This window comes from Kitasatospora sp. NPDC034035, from assembly GCF_055575755.1.
In genome coordinates, this window is record NZ_JBVISA010000005.1 from 289900 (window position 1) to 303147 (window position 13248).

Consider the following 13248-nt stretch of genomic DNA (forward strand, 5'->3'; position numbering starts at 1 on the left):
CCCTCCCGGCACGGCCCGCTGATCAGCAGTTGGCACGGCTCGCTGGGCATCAGCGGCACGGTCCGCTGGGCACCAGCGACACGGCCCGCTGATCACCAGTCGACGGGGATGCGGGCCGGGCTCCGGGTGGTGCTGCCGAGCTGCCAGGCGATGTCCGCGACCGGGGTGGTGAGGCGGAGGCGGGGCAGGGCGGCGGCCAGGCGGTGGAGGGACTCGCGCATTTCGAGCCGGACGCGCCAGGCGCCGATGCAGTAGTGGGGGCCGGCGCTGAAGGCGAGGGTGGGAGCGGCGAGGGGGAGGTCGAGGTCGGCGTCGAGGCCCTCGGGGTAGACGTCGGGGTCCCGGTTGGCACTGCCGAGGCTGATGGCGACGACGGCGTCGGCCGGGATGGTGGCGCCGCCAAGCTCGATCGGGGCGGTGGCGCGGCGGATGGTGGCCTCGTCGTCGCCGAGCGGGATGAAGTGGAGCAGGCGTTCGGCGGTGCGTTCGGCGGTGTCCGGGTCGGCGAGGCGGGGCCAGTGGTCGGCGCGTTCGCCGAGGAGGTAGACGAGGGCGTTGCCGAGGGCGCCGGCGACGCTCTCGTTGCCGCTCGCGGTGAGCCCGGCGACCAGGTGGACGAGTGACTCCTCGGGGATGCCGCCGTCGTGGTCGGCGGCCTGGACGAGCCGGCTGACCAGGTCGTCGCCGGGATCGCGGCGGCGGCGCTCGATCAACTCCGTGGTGAACGCGCCGTATTCGGCGAGGGCTTCGGCGTGCGCCGCGGCCTCGGTCCGGGCTTCGGTTCCGGTATCGGCCCCGCCCCCGGCCTTGGTTCCGTTCTCGGCTCCGTCGTCGCCGGAGGCCTCACCGCCGTCCCCCTGGGCGAGCAGTGCAAGCGTCCAGCGGTGCAGCCGGTCCTCGTCCAGGCTGTCCGGGCCGTCGCCGTCGAGTCCCATCAGCCGGGTGGTGACGGCGAAGGGCACCGGCCGGGTGAATGCGGCGACCAGGTCGGCGGGCGGTCCGGCGGCGACCAGCGCGTCCACGGACTGCTGGACGGCGGCCGCGACCCAGGGCTGCCAGCCGGCGATGGCGCGCGGGGTGAAGGCGCGCTGGACGGTGCCGCGCAGGCGCCGGTGGGCGGGGCCGTCCTGGTTGAACAGGGACGCCGGGTTGGCCGCCACGTCGGCGGTGGCGCCCGCGGTGCCGACGTCGTGCAGGTCGGACCGGGTGAGCCGGGGGTCGCCGAGGACCTGCCGGACGTCGTGGTAGCGGGTGACCAGCCAGGCGGGGGTGCCGTCGGGGAGGGTGGTCGGGTGGGGTGGTCGGACGGGGGAGACGGCGAGCCGGTGGAGCGGGGGGAGGGCGGTCCGGGTGTCGGCGGCGGAGTCCATGGGTCCCTTCGGGGTGGGTGCGACCTTCACATCCAACTGTCATATTTTCGGCCGTAGTTGGATGCTTTCTGCGGTTTTTCCCGTTACGGACCGATGGTATGCGTCACCACCCCCGGTCGGGCGCCGGACCGGCGGGCAGGAACGGCCGGAGGGCGCCCAGGACGGCGCCGATGCAGGCGTCGCGCAGCTCGTCGCGGGTGCAGCTCTCCTCGGTCAACCAGTCGATGACCAGCACCCGGACGAACACCAGCCAGCTGCGCAGGATCTGCGACACGGCCGGCCGCGCCGTCTCGTCCGCGAGCGGGAGGACGCCGAGCAGGCGGCCGCGCAGGGCGTCGAGCTCCTCGGTGATGATCGTCTGGATCACCTGGTCGCCGGCCAGGACGCGGTTGGCGGCGAGCACGGCGTGCCGGTTGGCGATGAAGTAGTCCAGGTGGGCGTCCATGCCCTCGACCAGCTGCTCGATCAGGCTGTCGGCGGGGTCGAACCGGGACCGGGCGAGCAACTCGTCGGCGGCCTGCCGGTAGACCTCCGCGAACAGGTCGTGCTTGCTCGGGAAGTGACGGTAGAGCAGGGCGCGCGAGACCCCGGCCTGCTCGGCGACCTCCTCCATCAGCACCTCCTCGTACGGGCGGGCGGCGAAGAGCCGGGCGCCGACGGAGAGCAGCTGGGCGCGTCGCTCGGCGGGGGCGAGCCGGCGGCGCCGTTCGTGGACTGACATGCGCGCCAGGGTACTTGACACGTGTCTACTTGTGGGCTTTCACTGGCTTAGTAGACGCGTGTCAACTAAGGCGGCGTCAACCAAGGCGCGGGTCAGCTGGGTCGCATGTCCATCGGGGCACGCGCCGACCGGACCGACGACGGGTGGATGGGTCATGGCCAGGACACTGCGGGTGCTCGCATGGATGATGGGGGTCGCCGATGTGGCGATCGGGTTCTTCCACCTCCTGCTGGGGAACGTCGCGATCCCCGGGGCCGCGCACGCGGGCCCGACGGTCGACAGCTTCGGCCGCTTCATGGGCGCGATCTTCGCCGGGTACGGCGTGGCCTGGATCTGGACGGCCCGGCAGACGCCGGTGCCCGCGCGGGTGGTGCGGTGGCTGGCGGCGGTGTTCCTGCTGGGCGGCCTCGGGCGGGTGCTGTCCATCGCGGCGGACGGGTGGCCGCACTGGTTCCAGGTGGTGCTGATGGCGATCGAACTCGGGCTGCCGGCCGTCTACTTCTGGCTCGCCGACGCGGACGAGCGGGCGTGCTCGTCCGCGTCGGGCGGGGTTCACACCACCGGGGCGTAGCCCCCGAGCTGCCCGGCGATGGTGCCCGGGTCGGCGGTGGCGCCGGTGAGTGCGACGTAGCCGTCCGGCCGGACCAGGACGACGGCGTCGCCGCGCAGCCCGTACGCCCGGGCGACGTGGCCGTCGGGGTCGAGGACGGCGGACCGGCGCAGGCCCGGGACGGCGTACAGGCCGGCTTCGGTGGCCAGGCCGGCGCTATCGGGCAGGTCGGCGTTACCTGGCAGGCCGGTGAGTGACGGGTGCTCGCCGATGGTCAGCAGGGTGAAGTGCGGGCCGCGGAAGAGGTCGAACAGCCGGGTTGGTGTGCCGTCAGCGGTGGTGCAGGGCGCGTCGGGGGCGCGGTCGCCGGCCCGGATGCCGGTGGTGTCGTCGAGGTCGCGGCCGAGCGGGCCGCCCCGGTAGCCGACGGAGAGTCCGGTGAAGTCGGTGCCCGTGGCGGCCGGGTTGACGAACTGGTCGGTCAGCGCGCGGGCGCCGTCGGCGCTGAACAGCGCCTTGTGCTGGGCGGAGGTGGCGGCGAGGACGGCGCGGGCGACGGGCAGCCGCTCGTCCTGGTAGCTGTCGAGCAGCGCGTCGGGCGCGCCGCGCAGGACGGCGGCCAGCTTCCAGCTCAGGTTGTGCGCGTCCTGGATGCCGGTGTTCATGCCCTGGCCGCCCGCCGCGGACTGGCAGTGCGCGGCGTCCCCGGCGAGTAGTACCCGGCCGTCGCGGTAGCGCTCGACCATGCGGACCGTCGGCCGCCAGACGCTGGACCAGATGGGTTCGTGCAGCGTGACTCCGGGCAGTCCGGCGCGTTCGGCGAACAGGTGGCGGAAGGTTTCCGCAGTCGGGGCGGGGATCTCGCCGTGCTCGTCCGGGTCGACGGCGGCGTGTACGGCCCAGTTGGTGTCCGCCCGCATCGGGATCATCGCCAGTGCGCCGACGCCGAGCCGGGGGTCGTTCCAGATGTGCATGGCGTCGGTGTCCAGGCCGTCGACGTCCATCGAGGCCATGAGGAACCGTTCCTCCTCCCAGGTCTCGCCGAGGAAGGGGACACCGGCCAGCTTGCGGACGGTACTGCGGCCTCCGTCGCAGCCGACCAGGAAGCGGGCGCTCAGCCGCTCGGTCCGGCCGCCGCGCCGGACGGTGGCGAGCACGCCGTCCGCGTCCCGGGTGTAGTCGAGCAGCTCGGTGTCCGTCTCGACGGTGACGCCGTGGTCGGCGAGCCGTCCGCGCAGCACCTCCTCGGTGTGGTGCTGGCCGAGCAGCAGCATGCCGGCGTACGGGCGGTCGGGGGTCGGCCGGTGGCCGGTCGCCGGGTCGGCCTCGCCGAGGAGCCGACTCCCTTCGTACGTACGGACCTTGAGGTCGAGTGTGCCGCGGTCGAGGATCGCTTCCGCGACGCCGAGGTCGTCGAACACCTCCAGCGTGCGCGGGTTGATGCCCTTGCCGCGGACGCCGCGGTCGCGGAACCGCGGCTCCCGCTCGATGACGCGGCAGCCCACTCCGGCGCGGGCCAGCCCGATGGCGAGTGCGAGGCCCACCGGGCCGGAGCCGACCACCAGGACCTCGGTCGTACGGGTGGTGTGAGTCGTCTGGGTGGCATGAGTCGTGTGGGTGGTGTGAGCAGTGCGCATGACGGATCTCCCCCTGGCCATCCGGCCATAAGATACGGCGCGTTTCTTGCCTTCGACTGTAGACTGACCTTGATAAGAAACGCAACGTATCTACGAGAGTCGGGTGCGGGACCAGTGCGAGACACGGTGCGGGCTTCGGCGGGGGACTCGGCGGTGGGCGACAAGCCGGTGCGGCGGCGCGGCGACGAACTGGAGCGGGCGATTCTGGACGCCGTCTGGGCCGAACTCGCCGACCACGGCTACGACCGGCTCACCATGGAGGGCGTCGCCGCCCGCGCGCGGACCAGCAAACCGGTGCTCTACCGCCGCTGGCCGAACCGCGCCGCCCTGGTCATCGCCGCCCTCGGCCGCAACGCCCCCGACTACCAGGAGCCGCCGGACACCGGCGAGTTGCGCGCGGACCTGGCGCGCTTCCTGGGCAGCCTGCTGCACCGCTTCGACGACCTGCCGACCGACGCCGTCCACGGCTTCCTGGTCGACCTGCTGCGCGACCCCGAGCTGCGCGCCGGCTTCACCGGCGGACTGACCGCCGAAGGGCCGGTCGGCAGCCTGGGCGTGATGATGCGACGCGCCGCCGACCGGGGCGAGATCAACCCGGCCCGGATCACCCCGCGCGTCGTCTCGCTCCCGCTCGACCTGCTGCGGGACGCGTTCCTGGTGGGCGGGGTCGTACCGTCCGACCGCGTGGTGGCGGAGATCCTGGACGAGGTCGTGCTGCCGCTGCTGACGGCGCCCACCACGGGCTGACCGGGTCGGGGCCGTGATCAGGGCTTGCGCGCGGGGCCTATGCTCGGGGCCGATCGAACGTACGTCCGCGTGGAAGGTCCGAGCTATGAGCGGCATCGTGGTGGCAGTCAGCAGCAACGCCGAGTACTCGTTCACCAAGCCGAACCGGGACGGCATCACGCTGCTCGCCGGACTCGGCGTGGAGGGCGACGTGCACGCCGGGGTGACGGTCAAGCACCGCTCGCGCGTCGCCCAGGACCCGACCCGGCCCAACCTGCGCCAGGTCCACCTGATCCACCGCGAACTCCTCACCGAACTCGCCGAGTCCGGCTTCGACGTGGCGCCGGGCGCGCTCGGCGAGAACATCACCACCGAGGGCGTGGACCTGCTCGGCCTGCCGGTCGGCGCGGTGCTGCGGATCGGTCCTGGGGCGGAGGTGGAGATCACCGGCCTGCGCAACCCGTGCGCGCAGATCGACAACTACCGCACGGGCCTGCTCAAGCAGGTCGTCGGCCGCGCCGAGGACGGCACGATCGTCCGCCGCGCCGGAATCATGGGCATCGTCCGTACGGGCGGCGCGATCCGGCCCGGCGACGCGATCGCGGTCGAGCTGCCGGACGGGCCGCACCGGGCGCTCGACCGGGTCTGAGGAGCCACGGCTCCGGGGGGTGCGAGCCACTTTCGGGCCGCGCGCTGGCGCTACGGCTCCCGGCCGCTGCGGCGCAGGTCGTAGAGGTACGACTTGCCGGCCTTCCAACTGCGCCAGGGGCAGAGCGGCGGGAACGGCTCCTCAGCCGTTCCGCCGGGCAGCGGCGCGGAGTTGGGCACCCCGTCGGCGTCGACCGTGCACCAGCCGCGCTCGGGAAGCCAGCGGCACCAGATGTCGAGGTCGGTCCGCTTGAACGACGGCCTGCCGTTGAAGGTGCCGTCCGCGTGGAAGCGGTAGACCAGGCCGTCCAGCCGGCGGACGAATTCGATCGTCGACACGGTGGATCCCCCCTTGTTCGGTCTGTCCTGCCCGGTCGGTGTCCGGTCGTCCCGCCCGTCCGGCGGGCCTTGAGCATACCCCCACCCCCTACCCGCGGGTGGTGAACAAGCGTGGGGCCCAGCAGACTTCGCTGCTGGGCCCACGCGTCGAACGGGTGCCGTCCTCCGGATGCCGTCCTCGCCGGATCAGGAGCGGACGAGGCGGGCGATGGCCTGATTGGCCTCGCGGATCTTGGTGCCCGCCTCCTGGCCGCCCTCGGCGATGGCGTCGCGGACGCAGCATTCGATGTGCTCGTCCAGGAGTTGGAGGGCGAAGGACTGGAGTGCGCGGCTGGCGGCGGAGACCTGGGTGAGGACGTCGATGCAGTAGGTGTCCTGTTCGACCATGCGCTGCAGGCCGCGGATCTGCCCCTCGACGCGGCGGAGCCGCTTGAGGAAGTCGTCCTTGTGGAGGCTGTAGCTGGCCATGGCCGTCTCCGGTTCCTGTGCGGTGAGGAGCGCTCTCACTCTACCGGGGCGCGGTAGCAGGGGAGTCGGCCCGGACCGAGGGGGCGTCCGGGCCGATGGCGGTAGGTCAGCCGTCGAGGCGGCCGACCAGGTCGTAGCCGGCCTCGTCGATGGCGGCGGCCACGTCGGCGTCGACGAGCGGCCGGGTGCTGCCGACGGTGACCTTGCCGGAGGCGAGGTCCACGGCGACGTCGGTGACGCCGTCGATCTTCTTCAGCTCGGCGGTGACCGAGGTGACGCAGTGGCCGCAGGTCATGCCCTTGACCTGGAAGGCCGAGGTCAGGTTCAGGTCCGACGCGGCGGGGGCCTCGGTGGCGCCGGTGCCGCACGAACCGCAGCAGGAGGCGCCCTCGGTGGTGGCCGACTCGACGGTGACGGTGGTCTCGCTCATGGCTGTGCTCCTGTCGTCAGTACCCGATGCCGCCCGGAGTTGGCCCGGTCGGCTGCTTCGCTTGAATATACTATACCCCCCTAGGGTATCGCAGGATGGCGCGAGCCTCTGGATGAAGGGCAGTGCAGGTCTCACGGGAAACGCGGCACCCCCACCCCCACCCCCACCCGGCGGGCGACTGAGCCTCCCCGGTGGCGGCGCGGGGAGAGCGGGTCAGCGGACGGTAACCTGGATGCTCTTGGTGACGCTGTCGCACGCCGGATTCGGCGGCGTCCGCGATTCGGGGCACCGGCCCCGGTCGTGGAGTGCCCAGGTCAGCGTGGTGCTGCCGGGGGCGAGCGCGAGGAAGGTCTCGCCGCCCCCCGCGTCGCACCCGACCGAGTCCGCCGGGCACCGGTCGGAGACGAAGTCCGGGCCGCGCCGCAGGACGGCACCGTCGCCCGGCGAGGTGAGCGTCCAGGTCACGGCCGTGACGCTGACCAGACTTCCAGGAACGCCGAGCCGCTGCCCGACGGCCAGCGTCACCGTGCTGGGCGGGTACGGGGAGGCGGCTTGGAAGGCCTCGGCCCGGGAGGGGAGGGCGATCTCCTGATCCGGCCGGACGGCCGATGGGACACTCTGCGTCGTCGGCCGGTCGGTGGGCGAACCGGACACCGGCGCCCAGAGGGATGGCCCGTCGGAGGAGCAGGCGGCGAGCAGCGGCACGGCGGCCAGGAGGGCCGCCGCACCGGCGATGAAACGACGCATCAGTTCCCGTCCTCCCGGACTCGGCGACGCATGGCGATGAGCAGCGCCACGGAGGCCAGCCAACGGGCGAACAGGACCTCGCGCTGGAGGTCCGCCCCGGTGGCGGCGGCCGCGCGCAGCCAGCCACGGACCAACTCGCCCGCCGCCCGGCCGATCACCGGCTCGGGCAGGTCGAGCGCGGCGGTGAAGCCGCCGGCGCGGACGTACTGGGCCAGGAAACCCAGCCGGTGGGGGCCGATGAGCAGTGCCTCGGCCTGGTAGGAGGCGGCGATCGCGGCCTCGTCGAAGAGCACCCGGCGCGGGGTGCCGTCGATCAGCAGCCCGCGGGTGACGGCGGCTTCCACGTCGTAGCCGGTCATCAGCTCGGCATCCAGTCGGACGGTCGTCATTTCGGCAGCTCCGCACCGTAGGGCATGTTGATGGCGGCGTTGTTCGTGAGGTGTCCGTCGTTCACATGACTGTGGATGAACTGGTCTTCCGTTATCCATTCGGATTGGCCCCAGGGGTTGTAGACCTGGAGCCGGTCGCCGTCCCGGGCGGTGATCACCATCTGGTGTGCCTTGGGATCGTCCTTGCTGGTGGGGTCGAGGGCGCAGAACGGCACGGGCTTGCCTTCGTCCACGGCCTTCTCGATCCGGGCAACGGCCGCACGTCGGTCGTCCTCGGTGCTGAGATTGACGTATTCGTACGTGTCGCCGGTCGCCTTTCCGAGGTTCTGGTTGGCGAGGAACGTGTTTCCCTTCGGGCCGACTCCCGCGTTCGACTGCGGGTAGATCTTCTCGTCGCCGTTGGCCGTCTGGCCCTGCTGGTACTGCTGGTACTGCGAGATGTAGAGCTGCTGGAGCCGATGCTCGAAGTTGGCCGACGAATCCGCTCCCGGGACGTCGGGTGTGTTGCCGGTGGTGATCCGGAGCATCGTGACCGGGTCCAGCTTGAGGGCGGCGACAACGGTGGAGGCGGCGACGCAGTCGCCGACGCCGCCCTGGCTGTACGAGCCGCCGCCGCTGCCGAGTCTTACGCCCGAGGTGGGGACTGCCTTGCCCTGGTAGATGAGTCCCGTGACGTCGGTGGTGGACTCCTGGCCGGCGTCGTCCGTACGGAGGGCCGGGACCAGGTGCTGGGCCAGCCAGGTCGGGTCGTCGCCGTGGGGGTGGATCAGTGCTCCGAACTGCTGGACCTCGGCCAGTGTGTGGCCGGCGGCCATGGCCTTCCAGAGGTAGGCGGCCTCCTCCGGTGACTTGGCGCCGGAGAGCATGCCCTGGAACGCGGCCTGGTCATCGGCGTTGAGTCCGGCCAGGAACCCGTTCGCGCGCGAGAGTTGGTCGGGGGTCAGGATGTAATCGCCGTCGTCCGTGCCACCGGGGCCCTTCTCGTTGGCCAGGACCAGCGCGGCGAGCGGATCGGTCTTGCCCTGCCCCGCGCGCTCGGCGCGGGCCCGGGCGGCGAACTGGTTGAGCATGCTCGCGGTGCGGGTGCCGCACATCTCCGCCCGCTCGGCGCCCATGAGCCGCCACGACACCCCGTCCAGGGCGTCCGTGAGGCCGGCGGCGGCGAAGGGGCTGAAAGCGATCGACTTCAGCGCCTGATTCAGGTCGTGCACGCCGATCTCGTCGTAGTTCCGGGCCGTACTCAGCTCTTCTGCCCAGGAGTTCAGCCAGGTGACGGCCAGCTCCAGGGTCTTCTTCGAGACGTCCAGTTCGTTCGCCAGCGCCCGCACGGCTTCGGTTGCGTGCTCGGCGACGGCGCCGGTCCAGACGCTCGGCAGTCTGGCGTCGGCGACCGTGCCGAGATCGGCGGATGCCTTCTCGTATGCCTTGGCGGCCTTCGCGTAGTCCTTGGCCCGGTCACGGATCGTGTCCGGAGCGCCGACCGGCCCGGGCACGGCCAGCGCCTTCTGGATGGCCTTCATCAGCTCGGCGGCGCCACCGCCGCTGAGCGGTTGAATCGCCTTCATGGCCTGCTGGGCTTGTTTGAGCTCGGTGACCTTGCTCATCAGGCGTGCTCGGGGGTCATCGACGAGGCGACCTCGGCTTCGGCGGCGCGGTAGTTGCCGCTGGTCTCGGACACCTTCTGCGCCAGCTCGGTCACGGCGCGCTGGGTGACGTGCAGTTCCTTCGACCAGTTGCCGTCGAAGGCCGACCACGCCTGGTCCATCCCGAACTCGCCGAAGGCGCTGGACTCGTAGGTCACCAGCCCGGTGTAGGCAAGGTCGGCTGACGCCAGGTCGGTCGCGACGTTTTCGAGTGCTGTCGCTACGCCATCCAGCGCGCCGGGCTGGACGGTGTACCCCAAGGTGCCGGTCATCAGTTGGTCTCCCCCCATGAAGGCCCTTGCTCGCCGTGATCGAACGAGCACGATCGACGAGCATAGACGCCCGTCCGCCGGGGTGCGGGGGCGATACCCTTACCCGGATGCGCCTTTGGGCTCTTGGGCTTCTATGGATAAACATTACCCCCCTAGGGTATGCTCGCGCCGTTCTCGCCGGGTCGTGGACCGGCGTGCGGAGCGCGCGTTCCGCATGCCTGGTCAGCGAGTTGCGGCCGCCTCGGCTACTGAGGCGCAGTCCGCGACGGTCGGGTGAGACCGTGCGACGCCCGGCTGGTCGTTGCCGCTCCGGGCGCTGGGCGTGCCAGGGTTCTCCATACCCCGTGCGGGTATAGCGTGATCAGCGCCCATCGGAGCCCCACGGCACAGCCGCAGGCTCCGGCACCGGCACCGGCACCACGGGAAGGCGGACCCCCATGCACGCGATCCTGCACGCGCTGTCCATCACCGGGTCGATGACCTGGGAGATCACCTGGGCCCTGATCCTCGGCTTCCTGCTCTCCGCCGTCGTCCAGGCCGTCGTCCGCAAGTCCACCGTCGTCCGGTTGCTCGGCGACGACCGCCCGCGCACCCTCGCCGTCGCCGCCGGTCTCGGCATGGCCTCCTCCTCCTGCTCGTACGCGGCCGTTGCGCTGGCCCGCTCGCTGTTCCGCAAGGGCGCGAACTTCACCGCCGCGATGGCCTTCGAGATCGCCTCGACCAACCTGGTCGTCGAACTCGGCGTGATCCTGGCCCTGTTGCTCGGCTGGCAGTTCACCGCGGCCGAATTCGTCGGCGGGCCGGTGATGATCCTGCTGCTCGCCGTCCTCTTCCGACTGCTGCTGCGGGACCGGCTGCTGCGCGAAGCCCGCGAACAGGCGGAGCACGGCCGGGCGGGGTCGATGGAGGGCCACGCGGCGATGGACATGTCGGTGGCCGGGGAGGGCTCCTTCGCCCGCCGACTGCTGTCCGGCCGGGGGCTGACCTCGGTCTCGCACGTCTTCGTGATGGAGTGGGCGGCGATCCTCAGGGACCTGGTGATCGGTCTGCTCATCGCCGGCGCCATCGCCGCCTGGGTGCCGGATTCCTTCTGGCAGGCCTTCTTCTTCGTCGACCACCCGCTCGCCGGCAAGCTCTGGGGCCCGCTGGTCGGCCCGCTGGTGGCGATCGCGTCGTTCGTCTGCTCGATCGGCAACGTGCCGCTGGCCGTGGTGCTCTGGAACGGCGGCATCAGCTTCGGCGGGGTGGTCGCGTTCATCTTCGCGGACCTGCTGATCCTGCCGATCCTGAACATCTACCGGAAGTACTACGGCCCCCGGATGGCGCTCTTCCTGCTCGGCACCTTCTACGTCGCGATGGTCCTCGCGGGGTACGCCGTCGAGTTCCTCTTCGGCGGCCTCGGCCTGGTGCCGGACCAGCGGGACGCGGAGATCCCGATGTCCGGCGTGGAGTGGAACTACACCACCTGGCTCAACATCGCCTTCCTGCTCCTGGCGCTGGGACTGCTCATCCGCTTCCTCCGCACCGGCGGCGCCGCGATGCTACGGATGATGGGCGGCGCCCCGGCCGATGGGGCGCACGCAGGCCACAACCACCACTGATGAGGTGTGCGCGAGAAGTCGGCCCGGCCGACTTCTCGCGCAAGCATGGTCAGATGTTGGGGAGTTCGCCGGTCTTGATGGCAGTGACGAATGCCGTCCACGCCTCGGGCGGGAAGGCGAGTGCCGGCCCATCGGGGTCCTTGGAGTCGCGGACCGGGACGATGTCAACGAAGCCGTCCGCGACCTCGACGCAGTTCCCCTGGTTGGCGCTGAACCTGCTCTTTCGCCACGCTGCGTGCTTCAGACTGTCCCGACCCGGGTCGATCATTCGAGTTCCTTTGCGATCTGTGTGACGAGCCGCCGCGACGGCCCTACGTCGAGGGCCGCTGCTCGAAGACGGTCCAACACCGAGGACGAGGCTTGCCTGAGAAGTCGGCCTGTTCGACTTCTCGCGCAACGATGTATCAGGCGCCGGGAAAATTCCCGGCCTTGATGGCGGTGATGAACGCCGTCCAGGCGTCGGCGGGGAAAGCCAGAGCCGGACCGTGGGGGTCCTTCGAGTCTCGGACGGCCATGCCGCTGCTGACGACGCGCCCGGTTTCTACGCACTCCGTCGCCTGAGCGCTGTAGCTGCTCTTGTACCAGCCCTGGGCGGGGATCTCCGGCATGGTCATACGCTCACCCTCTTGTTTGATCTGGCACTCACGTCTCTGCCGCGATGGCGGTGATCATATCGAGCGACTGGGTCGGGTTCAGGGCCGACGACCGCAGGTAGTCGAAGACGAGCCCGTAGCCGTCCAGCTCTGCCTCCTTCTCAAGGTAGTGACTGCTGGTAAGCGTTTCGAGAGCCACCGCGCCCGAGGCCGACGAGTCTGTGAACCCGAGCATCACAAACCCACCGCAGGCTCCGGCCGTGGCGCCGACATCCAGCGGCACGACCTGCATCGTGACGTTTGGGAGTTGCGATGCCTCTGCGAGGGAGTGCAACTGTGCTCGGTGCACCTCGGCCCCGCCCACAGGACATCGAAGGGTCGGTTCCCAGATGATTGCCCAGAAGCGTGCCGGGTCCGGCTTGGTCAGAACCGCCTTGCGTTCCATCCGCACCTTGACCAGCTGATCGATGCGTTCCGGGCGAACAGCGGCGGGGTTCGCCTCCAGCAAAGCCCGGGTGTAGTCCTCGGTCTGCAAGAGGCCCGGGATGACCAGGGGTTGCCACGTTCGGATGTACCGGGCGTCGCCCTCCAGATCAAGGTAGTCGGCGTAGGCAGGCGGGACCGTGTCGCCGTAATCACGCCACCAGCCACGCTTCTTGCCTTCCCGGGCGAGCGTTTCAAGAGCGTCCCTGTCGCGTGACTCCGTGACACCGTAGAGGTCCAACAGGATTCCGAGATCCAAGCGCCGGATCCCCACCGAGCCGGTCTCTATCCGACTGATCTTCGCGCGGGAGCACTTGAGCGCGCCCGCAGCATCGTCGGTCGTCTTGTTCGCCGATTCCCGGAGCCGGCGAAGCTCCGACCCCAGACGACGGCCGCGCACGGTCGGCCTCGATTCGTCGGTCACGGTGTTCCCTTCTTGAGCCCATCCCAGTCTGCCTTGTGACGAGGCATTGGATCCAGGCTAGTAAATCTGCACTGATGCAGAAATGCTTGTTGCGAGCCGCACTGATACGGGTGCATGCTACTCGTCGTAGTGCGATGCACCACACAGCGTGATCCTCGCGGCTTATCGCTCGGGCATTCCCATGCCTCTCGCCGCCCTTCGGATCGC

Annotated in this window: 17 protein-coding genes; 4 read left to right on the forward strand and 13 right to left on the reverse strand. The window is 70.7% G+C overall.

The genetic code is table 11. From position 1 onward, the window contains the following. Positions 1 to 92 precede the first annotated feature (92 nt). Both ACZ52J_RS10005 and ACZ52J_RS10010 read right to left on the reverse strand, forming a co-directional pair. Positions 93 to 1370 (reverse strand): cytochrome P450, encoded by a 1278-nt coding sequence (locus tag ACZ52J_RS10005; RefSeq protein ID WP_465617298.1) that lies wholly within the window; start codon positions 1368 to 1370, stop codon positions 93 to 95. Between the two features lie 103 nt (positions 1371 to 1473). Then, positions 1474 to 2091, reverse strand: coding sequence for a TetR/AcrR family transcriptional regulator (locus ACZ52J_RS10010; RefSeq protein WP_465617300.1), 618 nt, complete (start codon positions 2089 to 2091; stop codon positions 1474 to 1476). 154 nt (positions 2092 to 2245) lie between these two features. Here ACZ52J_RS10010 and ACZ52J_RS10015 point away from each other — a divergent pair, with 154 nt between their 5' ends. Further along, positions 2246 to 2662 (forward strand): DUF4345 domain-containing protein, encoded by a 417-nt coding sequence (locus tag ACZ52J_RS10015; RefSeq protein WP_465617302.1) that lies wholly within the window; start codon positions 2246 to 2248, stop codon positions 2660 to 2662. Here the strand turns inward: ACZ52J_RS10015 and ACZ52J_RS10020 are convergent. Continuing rightward, complete coding sequence (locus ACZ52J_RS10020) at positions 2644 to 4278, reverse strand: FAD-dependent monooxygenase (RefSeq protein WP_465617304.1); 1635 nt, start codon at positions 4276 to 4278, stop codon at positions 2644 to 2646. The two genes, ACZ52J_RS10015 and ACZ52J_RS10020, sit on opposite strands and share 19 nt — an antisense overlap. A gap of 153 nt (positions 4279 to 4431) precedes the next feature. On the opposite strand from ACZ52J_RS10020, the gene ACZ52J_RS10025 reads away from it, so the two are divergent. Then, positions 4432 to 5025 carry a TetR/AcrR family transcriptional regulator gene (locus ACZ52J_RS10025; protein WP_465617306.1) on the forward strand — a complete coding sequence of 198 codons (594 nt, stop codon included), beginning with the start codon at positions 4432 to 4434 and terminating at the stop codon, positions 5023 to 5025. A gap of 85 nt (positions 5026 to 5110) precedes the next feature. Continuing rightward, positions 5111 to 5653: an MOSC domain-containing protein gene (locus ACZ52J_RS10030; RefSeq protein ID WP_465617308.1), complete on the forward strand. Its 543-nt coding sequence runs from the start codon at positions 5111 to 5113 to the stop codon at positions 5651 to 5653. A 50-nt stretch (positions 5654 to 5703) separates the two neighbouring features. Here the strand turns inward: ACZ52J_RS10030 and ACZ52J_RS10035 are convergent, their stop codons facing one another. The 7 genes from ACZ52J_RS10035 to ACZ52J_RS10065 all read right to left on the reverse strand — a co-directional run bounded on the left by ACZ52J_RS10035 (position 5704) and on the right by ACZ52J_RS10065 (position 9940). Further along, complete coding sequence (locus tag ACZ52J_RS10035) at positions 5704 to 5991, reverse strand: hypothetical protein (protein ID WP_465617310.1); 288 nt, start codon at positions 5989 to 5991, stop codon at positions 5704 to 5706. Positions 5992 to 6177: 186 nt separating this feature from the next. Further along, complete coding sequence (locus tag ACZ52J_RS10040) at positions 6178 to 6459, reverse strand: metal-sensitive transcriptional regulator (protein ID WP_360492100.1); 282 nt, start codon at positions 6457 to 6459, stop codon at positions 6178 to 6180. 106 nt (positions 6460 to 6565) lie between these two features. Next, on the reverse strand, positions 6566 to 6889 hold the full coding sequence (locus ACZ52J_RS10045) for a heavy-metal-associated domain-containing protein (RefSeq protein WP_465617313.1): 324 nt from the start codon (positions 6887 to 6889) through the stop codon (positions 6566 to 6568). Positions 6890 to 7102: 213 nt separating this feature from the next. Next, positions 7103 to 7636, reverse strand: coding sequence for a hypothetical protein (locus ACZ52J_RS10050; RefSeq protein ID WP_465617315.1), 534 nt, complete (start codon positions 7634 to 7636; stop codon positions 7103 to 7105). Further along, positions 7636 to 8025 carry a hypothetical protein gene (locus ACZ52J_RS10055; RefSeq protein ID WP_465617317.1) on the reverse strand — a complete coding sequence of 130 codons (390 nt, stop codon included), beginning with the start codon at positions 8023 to 8025 and terminating at the stop codon, positions 7636 to 7638. The genes ACZ52J_RS10050 and ACZ52J_RS10055 overlap by 1 nt, the downstream gene beginning before the upstream one ends. Beyond that, on the reverse strand, positions 8022 to 9629 hold the full coding sequence (locus ACZ52J_RS10060; protein WP_465617319.1) for a hypothetical protein: 1608 nt from the start codon (positions 9627 to 9629) through the stop codon (positions 8022 to 8024). Before ACZ52J_RS10060 ends, ACZ52J_RS10055 begins: the two co-directional genes overlap by 4 nt. Next, a complete protein-coding gene (locus tag ACZ52J_RS10065) occupies positions 9629 to 9940 on the reverse strand; it encodes a type VII secretion target (protein ID WP_465617321.1) in 312 nt (103 codons plus the stop codon). Before ACZ52J_RS10065 ends, ACZ52J_RS10060 begins: the two co-directional genes overlap by 1 nt. A gap of 437 nt (positions 9941 to 10377) precedes the next feature. Between ACZ52J_RS10065 and ACZ52J_RS10070 the strand changes: the two genes are divergently transcribed. Continuing rightward, positions 10378 to 11541, forward strand: coding sequence for a permease (locus ACZ52J_RS10070; RefSeq protein WP_465617323.1), 1164 nt, complete (start codon positions 10378 to 10380; stop codon positions 11539 to 11541). Between the two features lie 49 nt (positions 11542 to 11590). Here the strand turns inward: ACZ52J_RS10070 and ACZ52J_RS10075 are convergent, their stop codons facing one another. The 3 genes from ACZ52J_RS10075 to ACZ52J_RS10085 form a co-directional block, all read right to left on the reverse strand. Further along, positions 11591 to 11809 (reverse strand): DUF397 domain-containing protein, encoded by a 219-nt coding sequence (locus ACZ52J_RS10075; RefSeq protein WP_465617325.1) that lies wholly within the window; start codon positions 11807 to 11809, stop codon positions 11591 to 11593. A gap of 136 nt (positions 11810 to 11945) precedes the next feature. Then, entirely contained in the window at positions 11946 to 12149 is a 204-nt protein-coding gene (locus ACZ52J_RS10080) for a DUF397 domain-containing protein (RefSeq protein ID WP_465617327.1), read from the reverse strand. Positions 12150 to 12183: 34 nt separating this feature from the next. Next, entirely contained in the window at positions 12184 to 13041 is an 858-nt protein-coding gene (locus ACZ52J_RS10085; RefSeq protein ID WP_465617329.1) for a helix-turn-helix domain-containing protein, read from the reverse strand. Positions 13042 to 13248 lie beyond the last annotated feature (207 nt).

Coding starts and splice junctions, on each gene's coding strand:
- ACZ52J_RS10005 (WP_465617298.1), bottom strand. CDS start 1,370: ATGGACTCCGCCGCCGACACCCGGACCGCCCTCCCCCCGCTCCACCGG.
- ACZ52J_RS10010 (WP_465617300.1), bottom strand. CDS start 2,091: ATGTCAGTCCACGAACGGCGCCGCCGGCTCGCCCCCGCCGAGCGACGC.
- ACZ52J_RS10015 (WP_465617302.1), top strand. CDS start 2,246: ATGGCCAGGACACTGCGGGTGCTCGCATGGATGATGGGGGTCGCCGAT.
- ACZ52J_RS10020 (WP_465617304.1), bottom strand. CDS start 4,278: ATGCGCACTGCTCACACCACCCACACGACTCATGCCACCCAGACGACT.
- ACZ52J_RS10030 (WP_465617308.1), top strand. CDS start 5,111: ATGAGCGGCATCGTGGTGGCAGTCAGCAGCAACGCCGAGTACTCGTTC.
- ACZ52J_RS10040 (WP_360492100.1), bottom strand. CDS start 6,459: ATGGCCAGCTACAGCCTCCACAAGGACGACTTCCTCAAGCGGCTCCGC.
- ACZ52J_RS10045 (WP_465617313.1), bottom strand. CDS start 6,889: ATGAGCGAGACCACCGTCACCGTCGAGTCGGCCACCACCGAGGGCGCC.
- ACZ52J_RS10050 (WP_465617315.1), bottom strand. CDS start 7,636: ATGCGTCGTTTCATCGCCGGTGCGGCGGCCCTCCTGGCCGCCGTGCCG.
- ACZ52J_RS10055 (WP_465617317.1), bottom strand. CDS start 8,025: ATGACGACCGTCCGACTGGATGCCGAGCTGATGACCGGCTACGACGTG.
- ACZ52J_RS10060 (WP_465617319.1), bottom strand. CDS start 9,629: ATGAGCAAGGTCACCGAGCTCAAACAAGCCCAGCAGGCCATGAAGGCG.
- ACZ52J_RS10065 (WP_465617321.1), bottom strand. CDS start 9,940: ATGACCGGCACCTTGGGGTACACCGTCCAGCCCGGCGCGCTGGATGGC.
- ACZ52J_RS10070 (WP_465617323.1), top strand. CDS start 10,378: ATGCACGCGATCCTGCACGCGCTGTCCATCACCGGGTCGATGACCTGG.
- ACZ52J_RS10075 (WP_465617325.1), bottom strand. CDS start 11,809: ATGATCGACCCGGGTCGGGACAGTCTGAAGCACGCAGCGTGGCGAAAG.
- ACZ52J_RS10080 (WP_465617327.1), bottom strand. CDS start 12,149: ATGCCGGAGATCCCCGCCCAGGGCTGGTACAAGAGCAGCTACAGCGCT.